Source organism: Streptococcus sp. 20925_1_22 (genome assembly GCF_041431685.1).
Lineage (GTDB): Bacteria > Bacillota > Bacilli > Lactobacillales > Streptococcaceae > Streptococcus.
The window spans coordinates 191396-209604 of sequence record NZ_JAPVYE010000003.1 but is presented as its reverse complement, the minus strand read 5'-3'; the positions used below and the strand labels follow the sequence as shown (position 1 = coordinate 209604).

The 18209-nt window shown below is 42.0% G+C and carries 16 protein-coding genes and 1 other annotated feature; of the genes, 15 read left to right on the top strand and 1 reads right to left on the bottom strand.

The genetic code is table 11. The annotated features are described in order from the left end of the window. Window positions 1–200: 200 nt before the first annotated feature. The 11 genes from O3621_RS05440 to O3621_RS05390 all read left to right on the top strand — a co-directional run bounded on the left by O3621_RS05440 (window position 201) and on the right by O3621_RS05390 (window position 10116). Window positions 201–830, top strand: coding sequence for a CBS domain-containing protein (locus tag O3621_RS05440; RefSeq protein WP_002915339.1), 630 nt, complete (start codon window positions 201–203; stop codon window positions 828–830). Window positions 831–835: 5 nt separating this feature from the next. Next, window positions 836–1654 (top strand): pyruvate, water dikinase regulatory protein, encoded by an 819-nt coding sequence (locus O3621_RS05435; RefSeq protein ID WP_011836893.1) that lies wholly within the window; start codon window positions 836–838, stop codon window positions 1652–1654. 41 nt (window positions 1655–1695) lie between these two features. Next, the gene (locus O3621_RS05430) at window positions 1696–3606 is read left to right on the top strand and encodes a fructose-1,6-bisphosphatase (RefSeq protein ID WP_125341262.1); all 1911 of its coding nucleotides are present in this window, start codon (window positions 1696–1698) and stop codon (window positions 3604–3606) included. 100 nt (window positions 3607–3706) lie between these two features. Then, window positions 3707–4849, top strand: coding sequence for a cysteine desulfurase family protein (locus tag O3621_RS05425; RefSeq protein ID WP_125337399.1), 1143 nt, complete (start codon window positions 3707–3709; stop codon window positions 4847–4849). A gap of 3 nt (window positions 4850–4852) precedes the next feature. Further along, window positions 4853–6067: a tRNA uracil 4-sulfurtransferase ThiI gene (gene thiI / locus O3621_RS05420; RefSeq protein WP_125341261.1), complete on the top strand. Its 1215-nt coding sequence runs from the start codon at window positions 4853–4855 to the stop codon at window positions 6065–6067. Window positions 6068–6088: 21 nt separating this feature from the next. Further along, entirely contained in the window at window positions 6089–6610 is a 522-nt protein-coding gene (locus tag O3621_RS05415) for an isoprenylcysteine carboxylmethyltransferase family protein (protein ID WP_125341260.1), read from the top strand. A gap of 104 nt (window positions 6611–6714) precedes the next feature. Beyond that, window positions 6715–7305 (top strand): hypothetical protein, encoded by a 591-nt coding sequence (locus O3621_RS05410; protein ID WP_260468721.1) that lies wholly within the window; start codon window positions 6715–6717, stop codon window positions 7303–7305. Between the two features lie 102 nt (window positions 7306–7407). Continuing rightward, window positions 7408–7495: a sequence feature (ribosomal protein L21 leader region), on the top strand. A gap of 33 nt (window positions 7496–7528) precedes the next feature. Further along, complete coding sequence (gene rplU / locus O3621_RS05405; RefSeq protein WP_002904398.1) at window positions 7529–7843, top strand: 50S ribosomal protein L21; 315 nt, start codon at window positions 7529–7531, stop codon at window positions 7841–7843. A gap of 15 nt (window positions 7844–7858) precedes the next feature. Next, entirely contained in the window at window positions 7859–8203 is a 345-nt protein-coding gene (locus O3621_RS05400; protein WP_002900460.1) for a ribosomal-processing cysteine protease Prp, read from the top strand. 16 nt (window positions 8204–8219) lie between these two features. Beyond that, window positions 8220–8513 (top strand): 50S ribosomal protein L27, encoded by a 294-nt coding sequence (rpmA, locus tag O3621_RS05395; protein WP_002895619.1) that lies wholly within the window; start codon window positions 8220–8222, stop codon window positions 8511–8513. 250 nt (window positions 8514–8763) lie between these two features. Continuing rightward, window positions 8764–10116, top strand: a complete 1353-nt coding sequence (locus O3621_RS05390; RefSeq protein WP_048773290.1) for a vWA domain-containing protein — start codon at window positions 8764–8766, stop codon at window positions 10114–10116. A gap of 97 nt (window positions 10117–10213) precedes the next feature. Here the strand turns inward: O3621_RS05390 and O3621_RS05385 are convergent, their stop codons facing one another. Then, window positions 10214–10954, bottom strand: a complete 741-nt coding sequence (locus tag O3621_RS05385; RefSeq protein ID WP_314449634.1) for a hypothetical protein — start codon at window positions 10952–10954, stop codon at window positions 10214–10216. 236 nt (window positions 10955–11190) lie between these two features. Between O3621_RS05385 and O3621_RS05380 the strand changes: the two genes are divergently transcribed. The 4 genes from O3621_RS05380 (at window position 11191) to O3621_RS05365 (ending at window position 18206) form a co-directional block, all read left to right on the top strand. Next, the gene (locus O3621_RS05380; protein WP_314449633.1) at window positions 11191–13968 is read left to right on the top strand and encodes a glycoside hydrolase family 3 N-terminal domain-containing protein; all 2778 of its coding nucleotides are present in this window, start codon (window positions 11191–11193) and stop codon (window positions 13966–13968) included. 284 nt (window positions 13969–14252) lie between these two features. Continuing rightward, window positions 14253–16214: a peptide ABC transporter substrate-binding protein gene (locus O3621_RS05375; RefSeq protein WP_002909848.1), complete on the top strand. Its 1962-nt coding sequence runs from the start codon at window positions 14253–14255 to the stop codon at window positions 16212–16214. 112 nt (window positions 16215–16326) lie between these two features. Then, a complete protein-coding gene (locus O3621_RS05370) occupies window positions 16327–17184 on the top strand; it encodes a GNAT family N-acetyltransferase (protein ID WP_061591841.1) in 858 nt (285 codons plus the stop codon). 119 nt (window positions 17185–17303) lie between these two features. Continuing rightward, on the top strand, window positions 17304–18206 hold the full coding sequence (locus O3621_RS05365) for a LysR family transcriptional regulator (RefSeq protein ID WP_009660400.1): 903 nt from the start codon (window positions 17304–17306) through the stop codon (window positions 18204–18206). Window positions 18207–18209 lie beyond the last annotated feature (3 nt).

Here is an 18209-nt window from a genome sequence, read left to right as displayed (position 1 = left end):
TACATTGTAATATACATCACATATATTTGTCAACCGAAAAAATCATCTTGTTTTATTGACAATTTTTCTTTTTTTGTTATAATGTGTTACAAAATGATGATTATTTAAATGTTTAAAAATGAAATATGAGCAATAATTCCTAAATTTTAAGCGAAATCAGGCTAATCATCTATTATAAAGAACGAAGGAGTCAGACCTATTTGAAATTAAGTGAACGGCAAAAGAAAATTGTAGAAATTGTAAAAGAACACCAGCCACTCAGCGGTGAGAAAATCTCTGAATTACTCGATATTTCTCGGGCGACCCTGCGCTCGGATCTGTCTTTTCTGACCTTGGTTGGTATTTTGAAGGCTACGCCTAAAGTTGGTTACACATATTCGGGCTCAGATTTAGAGACGCTTTTCTTTTTCGATACCTTTCGAAAGGAAGTGGCGGAAATTATGACATCTCCTGTTTTAGTATCTCATGATTCTTTTATTCAAGATGCCATTATCACCTTATTTATGTATGATGCGGATGTTCTCTATGTCATTGATGAGCATAAGCTGCTCTTGGGGATTTTGTCGCGTAAGGACTTGCTGCGGGCTTCGCTCAATACTAACATTGACAGCACGCCTGTAGCGGTTTGCATGACCCGAATGCCCCATATTAAAACTTGCTACAAGGATATGAATATTTTGGAAGCGGCAGCAGTTTTGCAGGATTTTGCGATTGATTCACTGCCGGTAGTCGATGAGGATAATGAGCGTAAAATTTTAGGAACTGTGACCAAGTCAGCCCTGCTGGATTATATTATTCAAGAGGCCAGAAGCGCTGAGGTTAATAGATAAGAGGAATGAACATGAAGAAAGAAATTATTGTTTACAGCATTTCAGATTCTTTGGGGGGGACTTCGCAGAAGCTGTTGTCTGCGGTGACAGCTCAGTACCCAGATATTATTTTTAATAACAGCTATCGTTTTCCATTTATCAACAAGGAAGAAGAATTGCTGGCTATTCTGCGCGATGCCATCAAGGACGATGCCCTTGTCATCAGTACTCTAGTCGATAGCAAGCTAGCAGCTGTAGCTAGAGAGTTCAGTCAGGCCAATGGGCTTGCTTATCTAGATTTGATGCATCCATTTTTTGAGATTATCAGAGAAAAGACGGGCACCAGTCCTATAGAGGTGCCGGGTACTCTGCACCGGCTGGACACTGAGTATTTTAATAAAATCTCTGCTATTGAGTTTGCGGTCAAATACGACGATGGCAAGGCACCACAAGGATTTTTGGATTCGGATTTGGTGCTCTTGGGCGTCTCCCGAACATCCAAAACGCCACTCAGTATTTATCTGGCTAATAAAGGCTACAAGGTTTCTAACCTGCCTTTGATTCCAGAAGTCCCTCTGCCTCAGGTCTTGGAAAAGGTAGATCCGGAGCGGATTATCGGCCTTTTATGTGAGCCAGAAAAACTGTCTAAGATACGCAGTAATCGCTTGAATTCTCTGGGATTAACCCAGTCGACCAGCTACACGGATCTGGAAAAGATATACGAAGAACTAGACTACTCAAAAGAAGTCTTTAAAAAGTATCGGGCACATGTCATCAATATCACGGATAAATCAATTGAGGAGACGGCTTTCTTGATTGAAGATCATTTGAAGAAATTGAGATAAGAGAGAAGATCGAGAGAGCGGTTATAGAGTGAGGACTGAAGATGGAGCAATATAAGCGTATTTTATTGAAAGAATTTGACAGTCGCCAGAAAGTCATTACAGAACTGACCAACCTAGAGGCAATTTTGAACCTGCCCAAAGGGACGGAGCTGTATATCAGTGACATTCACGGGGAGTTTGCTGCATTTGACTATATTTTGAGAAGCTGTGCAGGTATCCTCAATGAGAAGATCAAGGACTGTTTTGGGGACAGCTTGTCAGAAGTTCATAAGGACCGGCTCTCAGCGCTGGTTTCCTATCCTGAGCTTGTGCTGGGGGAAGAAACTAAAGGCCAAGACTGGTATCAGGAAACCATTCCCCAGCTCTTGAACTTGCTGGCTTTTGCGGGTGCAAAATACAGTCGGTCCAAGGTTAGAAAGGCCTTGCCGCCACAGTATGCCTATATTATCGAGGAGTTGCTCTATAGTGACACGGCTCTAGCTGATAAAAAGTCCTATTTTGAGAATATCCTGACTTATGTGATTGAATTGCGGGAAGCTGTGCCTTTTATCCTAGGCTTGTCTCGAAGTATCCGGCGGTTGTTGATTGACCATCTGCATGTGGTTGGAGACATTTTTGACAGAGGAGCTGGTAGTGCTCAGGTCATTGATGAACTGCAGCATTTTCACTCGCTCGATATTCAGTGGGGCAATCACGACATTATCTGGATGGGAGCCTTTTTTGGCTCTAAGGCCTGCTTGCTCAATGTGTTGCGCATCGCAGCTCGCTATGGCTATCTCTGGGATATCGAGAAAGATTATGGTTTAAACCTGCGCTCTTTGACCCTTTTTGCGGACAAGACTTACCAGTCTAATCCTAAGTTTAGGCCTATTCTTGGTGGCAGAGAGCAGGAGTTTTCTGAAGAGGAAATTCTGCAACTGGAAAAGGTTCACCAAGCCTTGTCGATTATCCAGTTCAAGCTGGAAAATCAACTTATCAAACGACGGCCTGAATTCCAGATGCAGGACCATGTCATGTTGGACAAGATTGACTATTGGGAAGAAAGCATTACGATTGACGATACTAAACATGCCCTGGTTAATACCTGCTTCCAAACTATCAATCCGGAAAATCCTTCAGCTTTGACACCAGAAGAAAATCAAGCTGTAGACAGTATGCTGGCCTCGTTCCAAAGTTCTCTTAAGATGGCAGAGCATATGAGTCTTCTGATGAACAAGGGCTCTATGTATAAAATCTACAATAAGCACTTGCTTTTTCACGGCTGCATTCCTTTGGAGCCATCAGGAGAATTCCAGCCTTTCATTCTCAATCAAGCCCATTATGCGGGCAAGGAATTGCTGGATTTCTTTGAGTATCATATTCGGCAGGCGGCCAAGGACAAGGAAGTGGGCGATGATTTGTCGACTGATTTGATTTGGTATTGCTGGCAAGGTAAGCTTTCTCCTCTGTTTGGCAAAGAAAAGATGACTACCTTGGAGCGCTATTTCATTGAAGATAAGGAGACCCACAAGGAAGTGGAAAATTCTTATTTTTCTTATCGTAATTCTGAGAAAGTCTGCCAGCTGATTTTGGAAGAATTTGGTCTCTTTTCTCAAGAGTCTAGGATGGTCAACGGTCATACTCCGGTTAAGACAGGCAAGGGAGAGTCGCCTATCCGTGGGGGCGGTCTGCTCTTTGTCATTGATGGTGGCCTCTGCAAGGCCTATCAGAAGAAGACTGGAACGGCTGGCTATTCACTGCTCAATAATTCCTATGGCTTCCAGCTAGTGACCCATCAGCCTTTCCAAAATGCTCAAAAAGTTGTAGAATCGCCGTTTGCTCAAACCTCCCTGAAGAAGGTGATTGAAAATGTAGAGGAACGAACCCTCATCAAATCTACTACCATCGGTCAGAGCTTGTTAGCTCAACAACAGGAACTCTTTGGCTTATTGCATGAGTTTTATGACCGGTGAAGTTTAGCCCTAAGTTTTAACAGAATTTAGGGCTTTTTCTTTCTTGTTCCAGTTTCTCTTTCGTGTTACAATAGGAGTATTGAAATTTAGAGGAAAGAACATGATTTATTTAGATAATTCAGCGACAACCAAGCCTTATCCTGAGGCTTTGGCCGCTTACACAGAAGTAGCTTCTAAAATCTGGGGAAATCCATCCAGTCTGCACAGTTTAGGCAGTCAGGCAACCCGTCTCTTAGAAGCTTCACGCAAGCAAATAGCAGAGCTTTTAGGCAAGTCTTCATCGGAGATTTTTTTTACGTCTGGAGGAACAGAAGGAGACAACTGGGTGCTTAAAGGAGTCGCCTTTGAAAAGATTCCTTTTGGAAAACACATCATCGTATCTAATATTGAGCATCCCGCGGTTAAAGAATCAGCCCTCTGGTTGCAGAGTCAGGGATTTGAAGTCGATTTTGCACCAGTCGATAAATCTGGTTTTGTTGAGGTAGACAAGCTAGCGGAGTTGATTCGACCAGATACCACTCTAATCTCTATCATGGCTGTCAATAATGAAATCGGCAGTATTCAGCCCATTCAGAAAATATCCGAACTTCTAGCAGATAAACCAACTATTTCCTTTCATGTGGACGCTGTACAGGCTGTTACGAAGATTCCGACAGCTTCTTATCTGACGGATCGCGTGGATTTTGCGACATTTTCCAGTCATAAATTTCACGGTGTCCGGGGCGTAGGATTTGTCTATATCAAGTCTGGCAAGAAAATCAGTCCGCTTTTGACTGGTGGAGGACAGGAGTCGGATAAGCGCTCCACAACAGAAAATTTAGCTGGTATTGCAGCGACAGCCAAGGCTCTGCGTTTGTCCATGGAAAAGCAAGAAGTATTTGCCCAGCGGACGGCTCAGATGAAGCAAATTCTCCTTGAAGAGCTGCAGAAGTATCCAGATGTGATGATTTTCTCAGATCAGGAAAATTTTGCGCCTCATATACTAACTTTTGGTATTAAGGGAGTGCGGGGTGAAGTTGTCGTCCATGCATTTGAAGACTACGAGATCTATATCTCGACTACTAGTGCTTGCTCTTCTAAGGCCGGAAAGCCAGCAGGAACTCTAATCGCTATGGGCGTCGAAAAGTCTCTGGCTCAGACTGCTGTCCGTATCAGTTTGGATCTTGACAACGATATGAGTCAGATGGAGCAGTTTTTAACAACTTTTAAAATTATTTACGAAAAAACCAGAAAAGTAAGGTAAACAATGCAATATTCAGAAATTATGGTGCGCTATGGTGAGCTCTCAACCAAAGGGAAGAACCGCATGCGCTTTATCAACAAACTTAAACGCAATATCCAGGCTGTCTTGTCAGTCTATCCGCAGGTCCATGTCAAGGCTGACCGTGATCGGACCCATGTTTATCTGCACGGTACAGACTATCAGCCAGTCGCTGAGTCACTCAAGCAGATCTTCGGGATTCAGAATTTCTCGCCGTCTTACAAAATTGAAAAATCTGTACCAGCCCTAATCGAAGCTGTCCAATCTATCATGAAGGAAGTCTATCAAGAGGGCATGACCTTTAAGATTTCCAGCAAACGCAGTGATCACAGCTTTGAATTGGATAGCCACGAGCTCAATCAGACACTTGGTGATGCTGTTTTTGAGGCCATTCCTAATGTTCAGGTCAAGATGAAAGCGCCAGATATTGAACTGCGGGTCGAAATTCGTGAAGAAGCGGCCTATATCTCGTATGAGACGATTCGTGGTGCTGGGGGACTGCCAGTCGGCACTTCAGGCAAAGGCATGCTCATGCTCTCAGGTGGGATTGACTCACCGGTGGCTGGCTATCTGGCTCTCAAGCGAGGTGTGGATATCGAGGCGGTTCACTTTGCAAGTCCACCTTACACCAGTCCAGGTGCGTTGAAAAAAGCTCAAGATTTGACGCGAAAATTGACCAAGTTTGGCGGCAATATCCAGTTTATCGAAGTCCCTTTTACAGAGATTCAGGAGGAAATCAAGGCCAAGGCTCCAGAAGCCTACCTGATGACACTGACTCGTCGCTTTATGATGCGTATTACGGACCGGATTCGAGAGGAGCGGGGTGCTCAAGTCATTATCAACGGAGAAAGTCTTGGTCAGGTGGCAAGTCAAACGATTGAGAGTATGCAGGTTATCAATGCTGTAACCAATACACCGGTTATCCGTCCTGTCGTGACCATGGACAAGCTGGAAATCATTGAGATTGCAGAGAAAATTGATACTTTCCAAATTTCTATCCAGCCATTTGAAGACTGCTGTACCATTTTTGCTCCAGACCGGCCTAAAACTAATCCAAAAATCAAGAATGCTGAGAAGTACGAAACTTACCTAGATGTTGAAGGTTTGGTAGAACGTGCTGTCGCAGGCATTATGATTACAGAAATCACACCAGAAGCTGAGACCGACGAAGTTGATGAGCTGATTGAGGGGCTCTTGTAAAAGCGAGAGAAGGTGACGTTTATGCTTGCTGTTTTTCTCTTAATTCCTTTTCTGCTGATTCGTTTTCCTTTATTAAGTCATTTTGGCAAAAATGCTTTGTCACGCGCAGCTTATTTTGCACCAGTCCAAGGAATGGAAAAGATAGCTTATATGATTTATCAATTGAGCAATCTAGCCTTGTTCATAACTCATTTTTTGCTTGAAATTAAGTTTGATTTTTCTGTTTTCTTTTATGCTGGTATAGCTATTTACCTGCTTGGTTTGGCTTTGTGTGCTATCAGTATGAGAGATTTCGCTAGACCAGATGCAAACGGCATGAATACAAAGGGCATTTATCGCTATTCCCGTAATCCCATGTATGTAGCTTACTTTGTTTATTTTTTGGGAATAGCTTTTTTGACCAAATCAATGATTTTCTTTCTGATTTTAGTGACTTTTCAGACTGCGGCTCACTGGATTATTATCTCTGAGGAGCGCTGGTGTCTTGAAAAATTTGGGAAAGCTTATCAAGACTATCAAGATAGGGTACGGCGTTATATTTAGAAATTTTCTGAACTAATAATTATTTAATAAAGCAGTTAGCGGATAACAATAGAAAATACTATTTATCTGATTTGTAACAGAATTAATACTAGATGGAGTTTGAGATGGGATATTGGGATTATTTTTCGAGAGGCTTGCTTCAATCATTTTCTTGGAAAGATGGCTATGACAATGCTTTGTTAAGAGAGGTGCCAGGGGAATCATATTTGTTAGGTGTCTTCTCACATTCTTTGTTAGCCGTATTGATTACTTTTCTTGTTTTTTATGGTTTAAATATTGCTAAATTAAAAGCAGGTTCTTGGAAAGCTCTTATTAGCAAAGAATATCAAAAGAACCCAGTTAAATCTGTATTAGTTCTTGGTTTTGGTTTACCAATTATGATTCTTGTTCTTGTTTTTTATGAAGTTCATAGACCTATAGAAGCTCTACATGTTTATGAATATTTCAAAGAACAAAACGTGCACCCTGATATTGTTCGCTTAATCGATATAGATATACATACTACGACTGGTAAATATGGAAGAAAGATATTTAGTAATCTTATCTTCATAGTTGAAACAAAAGAAGGGACTCGTAAAGTGAACATTTCCGATGCCACACAGTATGAGGCAGAATTTTTAAAAGAAAATCTTGAAACGCCAACAAATATTTCCGTTCATGTAAATAGTAAGGGTGAAATAGTCTTTGTACATTAGTGAACAAAATCTAAAGATAATCCTTGAAAATCCGTTTTCATGAGATGAAAAAGCTTGCTAAAGAGCTGCAGAAGTGCTATACTTATAGAGTTGACTATGCACATTCCTGTGCAACCGCACGAACATCGTTGCTCATTCAGTGAGATAGAAGTGGTTCGTCCCACGATGCTAGGCGAGTCTTCACAAAATTCGGGGAAACCCTAAAAATCATAGGAGGTGCATAATGAGCACATACGCAATCATTAAAACTGGCGGAAAACAAGTTAAAGTTGAAGTTGGTCAAGCAATCTACGTTGAAAAGTTGAACGCTGAAGCTGGTCAAGACGTTACTTTTGACGAAGTTGTTCTTGTTGGTGGTGAAAACACTGTTGTAGGAACTCCGCTTGTTGCTGGAGCTTCTGTTGTCGGAACTGTTGAAAAACAAGGCAAGCAAAAGAAGGTTGTTACTTACAAGTACAAACCTAAAAAAGGCAGCCATCGTAAACAAGGTCACCGTCAACCATATACAAAAGTTGTCATCAACGCTATCAACGCTTAATTTTAAGGAGATTAAATGATACAAGCAGTCTTTGAAAGAGCCGAAGATGGCGAACTGAGGCGTGCAGAAATCACAGGTCACGCCGCGAGTGGTGAATACGGCTTTGATGTCGTGTGTGCGTCCGTTTCGACGCTCGCCATTAATTTTGTCAATTCAGTTGAGAAATTCGCAGGCTACGAACCAAACTTAGAATTAAACGAAATAGAAGGCGGTTATCTGAAGGTTGAAATTCCTCAGGATATACCGTCACACCAAAGAGAAATGACTCAGCTTTTCTTTGAATCATTTTTCCTAGGAATGGCAAACTTATCGGAGGACTCATCTGAGTTCGTCCAAACCAGAGTTATCACAGAAAACTAACACGGAGGAAAACATTATGTTAAAAATGAATCTTGCTAACTTGCAATTATTCGCCCACAAAAAAGGTGGAGGTTCCACATCTAACGGACGTGATTCACAAGCGAAACGTCTGGGAGCTAAAGCAGCTGACGGTCAAACCGTAACTGGTGGTTCTATTCTTTACCGTCAACGCGGCACTCACATCCATGCAGGTGTCAACGTTGGACGCGGTGGAGACGATACTTTGTTTGCAAAGGTTGAAGGCGTAGTACGCTTTGAACGCAAAGGACGCGATAAGAAACAAGTTTCTGTTTACCCAATCGCTAAATAATTAATAAGAAATCCCCATGCTCGGATATTGAGCATGGGGATTTCTTATTAGAGACAGCATGATAAAGCATTTGTTTAATGATTCATGATGATGCTCATCAATTTTAGCATACAAACTCTGATAATATTCTAAAATTTTAATTTTTAGACTAATAAATATATGAAATCGCTTGCAGTTCCTATTTTTTTATGTTATTCTATATAAAATAGATGCAATCATGTTTCTAAATCTAAAAAGATAAGGAGAAATTATGGAAAAAGAATCATTTAAACTTCCAGGCTTTTCATTGTACAAATTGAAAGTTGGATTAGTATCAGCAACTCTTCTATTTGCCTTTTCACAAGCTTCGCATGTTTTTGCAGATCAGATTAGCACACCACCTTCAAGTGGAATAGCAAAAACTGAAGCAGTAAGCTCTCCGATTGAAGCTGCTGGTGCTGAAATTGCTGCTGATACGACGAAACCTGTTGTTGAAGAATCTACAGCGAAACCAGGAGATTTGATCGATGTCTCAAAAAATGTATCGCCTGTTGATGTCAAAGAAAGTCAAGAAGGCAATCAAACAGTCCATGTAGAAACGGCAACCGTTGATGTTACAAAGACAGAAGTGGCTCCGGCAAAGGTTGATAAGGCGCCAGAGCCAATAACTAGACGTACTGAAAATACTTTATCTGGCACAGATGAAAATGGGAATCCCTATACGCAGTATGAGCGAGTAGATAAGACTACAACCATCACCTACACCTCAACGCCACCAACTGTGACAAAAGCAGGTTCAGCTGATATTGTCTTTGTTGTCGACCGTTCAGGATCCATGGGTGGCACAATTGATATTGTTCGTGCAAATATTAATGAATTTGTGCGAAATATTACTAAAGAGGGGATTACAGCACGTTTTGGTCTGGCAACATTTAGCGATGAAGTCTACGGCCGTAATTCTGGCAGCAAAGATGAAGATACGGTTCTAACACGGTTTGGGTCATCTTATTTTACAACTGATCCGGCTGAGCTCGAAAAAGCGTTAGCTGCGATTCGTATAGCGAGTGGAGGAGATACTCCAGAAACACCAACTCCTGCCCTGAACCAGATTATTTCGACCTATGATTGGTCTAAGTCATCTAAAAATAAGAAATTCGTCGTTTTATTAACAGATGCTGAAATGAAAGAAGACCCTTCAATTCCAACGGTTGCTGATACACTTGCGGCTTTGAAAGCTGCTGGTATAGAAAGAACCGTAGCAACGGTAAAAGCGATTGAGGGAATTTACAAAAATTTTGCAACAGAAGGCAGAGTGCTTGATATCGAAAATAACCTAGCTGATGCTCTAACAAAAGGAACCACTTCATGGATTGTTGAAAGTGTCAATGAAGCTCGTTACTATAAAATCATAAAAGATAGTTATCAATTCTATCTTGAGCGTCGTACTACAATGCCTATATCTACCGTCTACCATGTTCAGGCACCAACACTTTTGGCCAAATCTGAACAGACTCTTCCTAAAACAGGAAGTAGCGAAAAGGCAGTCTATAGTGTTGTGGGGCTTGGTTTGCTTCTGGCTGGATTGGGACTAGGTATTAGTGTAAGAAAATCAAAAGAACAATAACCATCTGCTTATAAAAAATGAATTTTCTATTTGAGTGATTTTGAATAAAATAAATACCAGAAACGAAGACATACGTCCTCATTTCTGGTATTTTTCGTTATGGTGTAACTTCTTCGTCTTTTATATTGACAACGCCATGCCAATTAGTATAATAGGTCTTTCCTTTGTAGTCGAAAGAACCTTGCCTCAAAAGATCGCCATACTCGGTAAAGTAATAATAGTACTTGCCAATCTTATAAAGTCCGTTTTTATAAGGTGTCCCATCTTCTCCAAAGTAATAAGTATATTCAGAGTAACTAACAAATCTGTTTTTGACCATTTCTCCGTAAGAATCAAAGAAGTATTGCTTGCCGTCTACACTGTAAAGATTGATGACCCTTCGTCCTTTTTCGTCAAAATAATAGACTTTACCTGTTGGGCTAGTATAGAAGGAGTTTTTTAGATTCGTCGGAATTTGTTCTCCTGGATCATCCCGAACTTCGTATATAGATCTAATAGGATCAAGTGCATAGTATTTACCCTTGTAAAGAACGATTCTATTTCTAATCCTTTCACCAGTTTCTTCATCAATAACGCTAGGATAATCATTCTTAGGTGCTTCCGGAACCTTGATAGGTCCTGGATCATCAAAGATAGTAGGGTCGTCCTCAATGTCTGGTACACTAGGATCGTAAATACCAACTTCACGTCTAGAAGCCCAGTCAGGGATTGACTTGTTCTCCGCTCGAACTGTTCCGGTGGAAATCAAAGCAGCGGCCAAAGTTGCAGCAGAAGCGAGGGAAAGCCCCAGCCAGTAGCGGCTGTTGAACATTGCTTTGGTGTTCTTTTCTTGTCTCATAGCAAATCCTTTCTATGCAACTGTTAGCACAAGATAAAAGAATCTTGTTTTTAACAGTTAGGTTATGTTATTTCTATAAAATTATACCTCTGTAACATTTCTATAATATTGTAATACTATTTCATTTTTATAGAGATTGTATTACTAATTGGTGATAAAAACAAACAATCATTAGATAATATGTAAACGTTTACAAACATCGTTTTTTGTGCTATTATTATAGGGATGAAAGGAGAATGCCTATGATGAAAAGGTATAAATTGCTATTGGCGCTTGCCTTATCATTACTAGTTTTTTGGCCATTGGGAGCCATAAAAGCAGATTCGGTTAATCAGCCGCCAGAATCTGCTAACCAGTCTGAACAAGCAAGTGCAGCAGTTGTAACGGACTCTTCTGATAGTGTTGCAGGGGCTAGTGGCACGACAAGTCAGGATAGTCAAATTGCCGCAAAAGCCTTGCCAGTCTCTGATGCTTCGGAAGTTGCAACTACTGAAACGGCTGCTTCAACCCAAGAAGCCAATACTGGTAATTTGGTAGAAGATTCTGCCAAACCAGCGACCGCTCAGTCTGCAGAAGTTTCCTCAGATGCCAATCAGGCGCAAGGTCAAGCGGCGACTGATGCGCCACCAGCTTCTAAGAGAGTACAGGAGCTTGTGGCAGATATGACGCTTCATCAGAAAATTACCCAGATGCTGATGCCAGACTTCAGAAAATGGCAGCAAGAGGGCCAAGCTGCCCAGTCCGATATGACGGAGCTTAATAAAGAGGTTGCAGAAGCGGTTGATAAATACGACTTTGGCGGAGTTATTCTTTTTGCTGAGAATGTGAAAGGAACTGCTCAAACCTTAGCCTTGACGCAGGCCCTGCAGCAAGCAGCTATCAGTAACCAAGCTAATAATGGCAAGTTGCCGCTCTTGCTCGCTATTGACCAAGAAGGTGGTATTGTCTATCGTTTGGGCAGCGGGACTGCTCTTCCAGGCAATATGGCAGTTGGCGCGACGCGAGATCCAGAGTTAGCCAATCAAGCAGGTCAAATTATCGGACGGGAGCTGTCGGCTCTAGGTTTGAATGTCAACTTTGCCCCAGTTTTTGACACAAATAACAATCCGCAGAATCCAGTTATTGGTTTGCGTTCCTTCTCTTCAGATCCTAAGGTGGTTGCCCGTTTGGGAACGGCTATGATGGAGGGGATTCAGAAATACAATGTCGCAGTAGCGGCTAAGCATTTCCCTGGGCATGGCGATACGGCGGTGGATTCTCACACTGGTCTGCCTCTGGTAGATAAGTCCTATTCGGAGTTAGAGGCACTGGAGTTGCTGCCTTTCAAAGCTGCCATTGACAAAAACGCTGATATGCTGATGACTGCCCATATTCAGTATCCTCAGATTGAAAAAGACACGGTTATATCTAAACAAACTGGGGAAACCATCTATATCCCTGCTACCTTGTCTGATGACATTATTACCGGCATTGTTCGCAAAAAGTTTGGCTACAAGGGAGTGGTGGTATCTGATGCTATGGGCATGGATGCAATTGCCAAAAACTTCGGAGAATCTGAAGCGGCTATCATGGCTATCAAATCAGGTGTAGATGTGGTGCTGATGCCAACCGTCTTACGCAGCAAGAGTGATTTAGCTAAAATCGATAAGATTATCAACGATATTGAACAGGCAGTTCAGAGAGGCGATATTCCAGTCAGCAGATTGAATGAGTCTGTGACCCGCATCTTGAACCTAAAAGAAAAACGGGGTATTTTAGACTTTAATCCATCTGAGCGAACTCAGTCTAAGGCTGAAGCAATTGTTGGATCAGAGTTAAACAGAGATACCGAGAGAAAAATCGCTGCTAGTGCAGTGACGGTAGTTAAAAACGAAGATACTGTTCTGCCCTTTAAGGTCAAATCTGGCGACAGGATTTTGCTGTTAGCAGCTTACGACGATGAAGTTCCTGGACTAGAGCTGGGCGTCAAGCGTCTGATAGCAGATGGAGTGATTCCAGCTGGAGTTACATATGATGCGTTGAACTACAGTAAGACGACCAAGCTAGAAGATTTGAAAGGAAAAATTGACCAGGCTACTCATCTTATTTTGATTTCTGAGATTGGACGGCAATCTCAACTGGCCAGCGATTTCTGGCTGACAAGAGTTCCGACAGAAGTCGTGGACTATGCAAATGCAACTGGAAAACAGGCGGCTGTCATGAGCATTTCCAAACCTTATGATGTAGCAAATTATCCTAATGCTAAGGCTATTGTAGCAGTTTATGGAAACAAGGGCATGGATCCGACTGAGTCTCTGAAGCCTGACAATGCCTTCGGACCTAATATCCCGGCTGGTGTGGAAGTCATTTTCAATGGTCAAAATCATGTTGGGAAGTTACCGGTAAATGTGCCGAGTATCAAGGATGGTATCATGTCAGAGACAGAGGTGGCCTATCCTATCGGGCATGGTCTCTTTTATACCGATCCAGTTAAGGATATCAAAGTGAATGTCCCTGCATCTGCCCAGCTAGATCAGCCTTTTACAGCTACGGTTACCCTGAGTGGACTAAACGGCCTAGAGAAAAATGGCTACCGTCTTGCTCTTAAGATGGATACTCAGCACTTCAGCATTCTCCCTAGTCCAGATTATACCATCTCTGGTGATACTGTTCTGATTTCTAAAAAAGCCGACGATACCAATCCGGTTGAGCTCAGCTTGAAAGGCTTAGTGGAAGGTCAGTTCAGTCCAGTGCTTTCCCTAACCTTGATTGACAGTCAAGACAGAGAATTCAACATGGGAGAGGGTTATTACAAGGAGCTTGTTCAGATTACTGCAGCTAGGCAGAGCATGATTCCAGGTCAACAAAATCCTCCGCAGTTGAGTTTGCGTTCTGTTGAACCTGTAAGTTCTCGTCGGCAGCTAAGTCAGCTTCCTAAAACAGGAGATAGCAGCAGCTTGTTCTTAACCTTGCTGGGTGCCTTGTTCTTGTTTGGAATTGTCTATCTGTATGGCTTATCATACCGAAGACTATAAGAAATAAAAAATGAGAATACAGCAGTAATACTTTCGTAGCTTTACTTATTCTTGATAAAATAACAAAAAGGAAGATTCCACAGCAACTTTGCAGTAAAAGCGGATTCTTCCTTTTTTATTTAGAAATTTGCAGAAATGCAGTAACAAAAAGCCTTGTGAGCTTGCTAAAAGAATCCACCCTTAGATATTTTACTCAACTGTCATCGGTTTACTATTTACTTTTTATACGTTTTTTGGTATAATAGTTCATGTTATAAAATATAACATCAAAGGAGGTTCTATCCATGAAAGCATCTAAATGGCTGATTGCGACTGGAGTTGCACTGAGTGCCGGGCTATTGCTGACGGCTTGTAGCCAATCTTCATCTAGCACAAATAATTATACTTACGTTTATAGTTCAGACCCTGACAGCTTGAACTATCTTGCTACAAACCGTGCAACGACAAATGATGTCATTTCCAACCTGGTTGATGGACTTTTTGAAAATGACGAGTACGGAAATCTGGTTCCCTCTATCGCCAAGTCATGGACGGTTTCTAAGGACGGTCTGACCTATACTTATAAGCTGCGTGATGATGCTAAATGGTACACATCCGATGGTGAAGAATATGCAGAAGTAAAAGCTCAGGACTTTGTGACTGGCTTGAAGTATGCAGCTGATGAAAATTCTGAAGCTATTTATCTAGTTCAGGACTCTGTGAAGGGCTTGGATGCTTATATCAAGGGTGAAGATAAGAATTTTGACAATGTTGGTGTCAAGGCTATTGATGACCATACACTCCAATACACTCTGGCCCGCCCTGAGCCATACTGGAACTCTAAAACGACCAGCACGATTCTTTTCCCAGTCAATGAAGAGTTTCTGAAAGCAGAAGGAAGCAATTTTGGCTCTGTCAAGCCATCTAGCATCCTCTATAATGGTCCTTACTTGCTCAAGTCGCTGACTTCCAAGTCTGTGATGGAATTTGTCAAGAACCAAAACTACTATGACAAAGACAATGTGACTCTGGATAGCATCAAGTTGACTTATTACGATGGAAATGATCAGGAAGCGCTGATTCGTAACTTCAGCGATGGCGTTTACAGCACAGCTCGTCTCTATCCGAATAGCTCAGGCTTTGCTTCAGTCAAGAAGAAATACGCGGACAATATCGTATACAGCCCGCAGGATTCTACTTCTTATTACTATAATTTCAACTACAACCGTCAGTCTTACAATCATACTTCTAAAACAACAGACGCTCAAAAATCTGCGACCAACGAAGCGATCATGAACAAAGACTTCCGTCAGGCTATCAACTTTGCCTTTGACCGTACATCTTATGGTGCGCAAGGAAATGGTGAAGACGGAGCGACTAAGGTCTTGAGAAATACCTTGGTACCACCTAGCTTTGTCCAAATTGGCGACAAGGATTTTGGAACTGTTGTTGGGGAAAAATTAGTTAACTATGGTAGCCAATGGCAAGGAATTGACCTCTCTGACGCTCAAGATCCTTACTACAATCCTGAAAAGGCTAAGGCGAAATTTGCAGAAGCGAAGCAAGCCTTGCAGGCTAAGGGAGTTGAATTCCCAATTCACTTAGATATGCCTGTGGATCAGTCTAGCACGATTGGCGTTCAATGGGCTAGCTCAACCAAGCAGTCTATCGAATCGGCTCTTGGAGCAGAAAATGTCGTCATTGACCTGCAAAAGATGAGCACAGACGATCTTAATAATATCACCTATTTTGCTAACTCTGCTGCTCAGAAAGACTATGATATGTCTACTGGTGGCTGGACTGGTGACTACCAAGACCCATCTACCTACCTTGATACTCTCAATATCAAGAACGGCGGAAGCTTGCAAAACTTTGGTTTTGAGCCAGGTCAGGATAATGATAAGATTAAAGAGCTGGGCTTGGATACATATACTAAGATGCTGGAAGAAGCCAATGCTGAAACCAACGATGTGCAGCTGCGTTACGAAAAGTATGCAGAAGCGGAAGCTTGGTTGCTAGATAGCGGCTTGATTATCCCGACTGTTTCACAAGGAGCAACACCGTCTGTTACTAAATCAGTGCCATTTACAAAGGCCTACTCACCAGTTGGTGTCAAAGGTTCAGCTTACAACTTCAAGCTGACCCAGCTTCAGAAGGATGTAGTAACGACTAAAGAATACGAAGCGGCTAAGAAAAAATGGAAAGAAGAAGCTACTGCGGCAAATAAAAAAGCCCAGGAAGAACTTGCTGACCACGTTGAAAAATAAAAAATGATTAACTTAGCGACATTGGGGCTGGATTTTTCCAGTCCCTTTTTGAATGGCTTGACTAAGGTTTTTGTAGTAAAATAGAAAGAAATACTGGAAGGAAGTGAGACGGATGCAAATAAGAATTTATAGTGCATTGCCTGAGAAAGAAAAGCAGGAATTATTTGAATTAGTTCAAGAGTGTAATAAGGTAGATGGAGGCTATCGGCTGCCCTATCTGGATAATAATTATAATGCAGTTCCTGAAATGCCAGCCTTCTTCTTGGCTGAGATGGATAGTCGAACCATCGGCTTTTTATCAGTCTACGCGGATGAACCTGGCCAAGCAGAGGTCTCACTTTATGTTCTGCCATCGTATCGCCGTCAGGGTGTGGCTAATCAACTCCTAGCTGATTTTGCCAAGGTAGCTGATCAGTATGATTTGACCGAGATTGAGTATGTAGCGGAGCTGGCTTTTTTTAACGATCAACCTGACTTTGCTAGGAGATTTGATTACCAAGAGGATGAAGCGGAAATCTGGCTGGCACAGCCTGCTCAAGCTTTTCCTCTAGAAGAAAGAGAAGGGATTGAGGTTTTGCAGGGGAGTTTGGACTTGGCTGAAGAGATTGCAGCCTTTCAGTCCCAAGTCTTTGAGACACCGCTAGATGTTGCCTTGAAATACGCCAGAGAAGCCGTTAGCAGTGGTTCCAGTCTGCTTTACATCTTGAAGAAAGATGGTAGAGTTGTAGCTTCTGTGTCGGTTGATACGGATTTTGGCACTAATTATTTCTTTGGCTTGGCGGTTGATCAAGATTTTCAGGGGCAGGGGCTAGGAAGCTATCTCTTGCTTGCAAGTATGCAGGATTTGAACGAGCGCAATGGACAGGAGTTTCAGATTGTCGTAGAAAAGCAGAATACCCGAGCTTTGAAACTTTATAAAAAACTAGGCTTCAAAGAGATGACAGAGGTTGTCTATCTAAAAGAAAAATAGCAAATTTGTCTCAGATTACTCATTAACTTAAAAGGAGAAACCGGCTTCTTACAGCTGGTTTCTTTTGTTCTGCCTTGGTTTATGGTATAATGAGACGATATGTAAAGAAGGAAAATGTTATGAATATTCAACAATTGCGTTATGTGGTCGCCATTGCTAACAGTGGAACCTTTCGAGAAGCCGCGGAAAAAATGTATGTCAGCCAGCCTAGTCTGTCTATCTCTGTCCGTGATCTGGAAAAAGAACTGGGCTTCAAGATTTTTCGTCGGACCAGCAGCGGGACTTTTCTGACTCGCCGAGGAATGGAGTTTTATGAGAAAGCTCAAGACTTGGTCAAGGGCTTTGATGTCTTTCAAAATCAATATGCCAATCCCGAGGAGGAGCGAGATGAGTTCTCAATTGCCAGTCAGCACTATGATTTTCTGCCGCCTTTGATTACACAATTTTCTCAGACTTATCCTGAGTATAAGAACTTCCGGATTTTTGAGTCAACAACTGTGCAGATTCTGGACGAAGTAGCGCAAGGCCATAGTGAAATCGGCATTATCTACCTCAATAATCAGAATACTAAAGGGATTATGCAGCGGGTGGAAAAGTTAGGCTTGGAAGTAATTGAGCTGATTCCTTTTCAGACCCACATTTACCTGCGGGAAGATCATCCTCTGACACAAAAGGAGGAGCTTGTCATGGAAGATTTGGCTGCTTTGCCGACTGTTCGCTTCACTCAGGAAAAGGACGAGTATCTCTATTATTCAGAGAATTTTGTCGATACCAGTGCCAGCTCACAGATGTTTAATGTGACGGACCGGGCGACTTTGAATGGGATTTTAGAGCGTACTGATGCTTATGCGACGGGATCTGGCTTTTTGGACAGCAATAGTGTAAATGGTATTACTGTCATCAAGCTTCGCGACAACTTGGACAACCACATGGTCTATGTCAAGCGTGAAGATGTGGAGCTGACTCAGGTCGGAGAAGACTTTGTATCAGTTATGAAAGAGTATTTTGCACAGAAAAAATAAAGT